1 protein-coding gene and 1 pseudogene are annotated in these 2386 nt (G+C 73.5%); both read right to left on the reverse strand.

Annotated elements, in window-relative coordinates; translation table 11 throughout:
* Positions 1-93 precede the first annotated feature (93 nt).
* Positions 94-1440: an MFS transporter gene (locus I53_RS25260; RefSeq protein WP_043355965.1), complete on the reverse strand. Its 1347-nt coding sequence runs from the start codon at positions 1438-1440 to the stop codon at positions 94-96.
* 77 nt (positions 1441-1517) lie between these two features.
* Positions 1518-2386: pseudogene (locus tag I53_RS25265) on the reverse strand (cobyric acid synthase CobQ); the annotation flags it as partial.

The raw sequence follows: 2386 nt of genomic DNA on the forward strand, positions 1-2386 counted from the left end.
TCCTCCTCGACGCTGTCCCGCGGGATGCGGTCCTGCATCATCCTGCCGGACGATCCGGCTTGAGGAAGGATAACGCACGGATCCGGCCCGTGTTCAGGCCGGACGTGCCCCATTCGGCGCCGCCCGCCGCGCCGCGTCCCGGCGCAGGGCGGAGAGCACCACGAACATCAGGCCGGCGCCCACGGCGAGGCAGGCGGCCAGGAACAGCATCGGCACGAGGTCGCTCCGGGTCTGGTCGCGGATGAACGGCACCGCGTTCTGGGCGACGAAGCCGCCGAGATTGCCCACCGAGTTGATCGCCGCGATCCCGGCCGCCGCCGAGGCGCCGCGCAGGAAGGTCCCGGGCATCGACCAGAAGACCGGCTGGGCCGCGAAGGTCCCGGCGGCGGCCACGCACAGGCAGGCGAACTTCACGGCGTTGCCCGGCAGGACGACGGAGAGCGCGAGGCCCGCCGCCCCCACCAGCGCCGGCCCGACGACGTGCCAGGTCAGGGCATTGCCCTGCGCGCCCGTGCGGGCGGCGTGGCGCGGCACCCACCAGAGGGCGACGGCCGTGGCCATCCAGGGGATGATGTTGAGGAAGCCGTTGGTGAGGTTCGAGACGCCGAAGCCCTTGACCACGGTGGGGAGCCAGTAGCCCAGTCCGTAGGCGGCGAGCGGCAGGGAGACGTAGACCCCGGCGAGCATCAGCACCCGCCGGTCAAGGAGCGCCGCGAAGGGGTTGCCGTGGTCGACATGGCCGCCCTCCTCGCGCTCGGCCCGCAGGGTGCGGGCGAGCCAGTCGCGCTGCGCCTGCGACAGCCAGGGCGCCGTCTCGGGACCGTCCGGCAGGACCACCAGCACCACCGCGGCCATGAGGATCGCCGGCGCGCCGGTGGCCAGGAACACCCATTGCCAGCCCTGGAGGCCGAGGAGCCCGTCGAGGCCGAGCAGCGCGCCGCCCACCGCCGCGCCCACCGCGTTGGCCACCGCGCTGGCGATCATGAACCAGCCGATCATCCGCGCCCGGTGTCCTTGCGGGAACCACAGGGTCAGGGCGAACAGCACGCCGGGGAAGAAGCCGGCCTCCGCGGCGCCGAGCAGGAAGCGCAGCACGTAGAACATCGCCGTGCCCTGGGTGAAGCCCAGCAGGACGGTGACGATCCCCCAGGTGATCATGATCCGGGCGAACCAGATCCGGGCGCCGACCCGCTCCAGGAAGACGTTGGCCGGCACCTCGAACAGGAAGTAGCCGAGGAAGAACAGCGAGGCCCCGAGCCCGTAGGCGGTCTCGGAGAGGCCGAGGCTGCCGACCATCTCCAGCTTGGCGTAGGAGACGTTCTGCCGGTCGATATAGGCGATCAGGTAGAGCAGGCCGAGGAGCGGCATCAGCCGCAGGGTCACGGTGCGGACGGTGCTCGCGCCGAGATCCTCCCCGACGGGGGATTGCGTGGGGGGCATGGGGCGTTCCTCTGGCGCGTGCGGCCCTTCGTGGCGGGACCGGCATTACACAGAGTAATCCCTCGCGCGGCCCGCGCCTACCGGGCAAGCGCCAGGAGGCGGTCGCAGTCGACATGGGCCGCGATGTGTCGCGCGAGGCCGTCCAGCGCCGCCTCGACCCCGGCCTCGTAGCCCGGGCCGTCCGAGGCCGTCCCGAGGCGCGCGAGCCAGGCCGCCCGCTGGGCATCGTGGGCGAACAGGCCGTGCACGTAGGTGCCGGCCACGCGCCCGTCCGCCGAGACCGCCCCGTCCAGGCGCCCGTCGGCGAGGCGCAGGAGCGGCCGGGCGGCGTCGGGGCCCTCCGTCGCGCCGATATGCATCTCGTAGCCGGCAAAATGAACGCCGTCCGGCAGGCTCGTGCCGGTGACCGCCGCGAGGCGCTTCTCGGGGGTCATGACGGTGTCGACGTCGAGGAGCCCGAGGCCCGCCACCGTGCGGGGCGCGCCCTCGATCCCGTGCGGGTCGGCGAGGCTGTTGCCCAGCATCTGGTAGCCGCCGCACAGGCCGAGCACCCGCCCGCCCCGGCGGACATGGGCGCGCAGGTCGACGTCCCAGCCCTCCTGGCGAAAGGCCTCCAGGTCGTCGATCGTGGTCTTGGAGCCCGGCAGCAGCACGAGGGCGGCCTCGGCGGGGATCGGCGTGCCGGGCCGGACCAGCACCACCGACACGTTCGGCTCCGCCCGCAGGGGGTCGAGGTCGTCGAAATTGGCGATGCGCGGCAGCACCGGCACCGCCACCGTGACGGCTCCGGGCCCGCGCGACTCCGAGCCGGCGAGCCCCAGCACGTCCTCGGCCGGCAGGCGCGCGGCATCGGGGAAGTGCGGCACGAGGCCCAGAGCCGCCCAGCCGGTGCGCTCGGCGATCAGCCGCATGCCGTCGGCGAACAGGCTCGGTCGCCGCGAAGCGT

This window comes from Methylobacterium sp. B1, from assembly GCF_000333255.1.
Taxonomy (GTDB): Bacteria; Pseudomonadota; Alphaproteobacteria; order Rhizobiales; family Beijerinckiaceae; genus Methylobacterium; species Methylobacterium fujisawaense.

What these genes read in the sequence shown, in the direction of transcription:
- I53_RS25260 (WP_043355965.1), bottom strand. Translation starts at nt 1,440, where the DNA reads ATGCCCCCCACGCAATCCCCCGTCGGGGAGGATCTCGGCGCGAGCACC.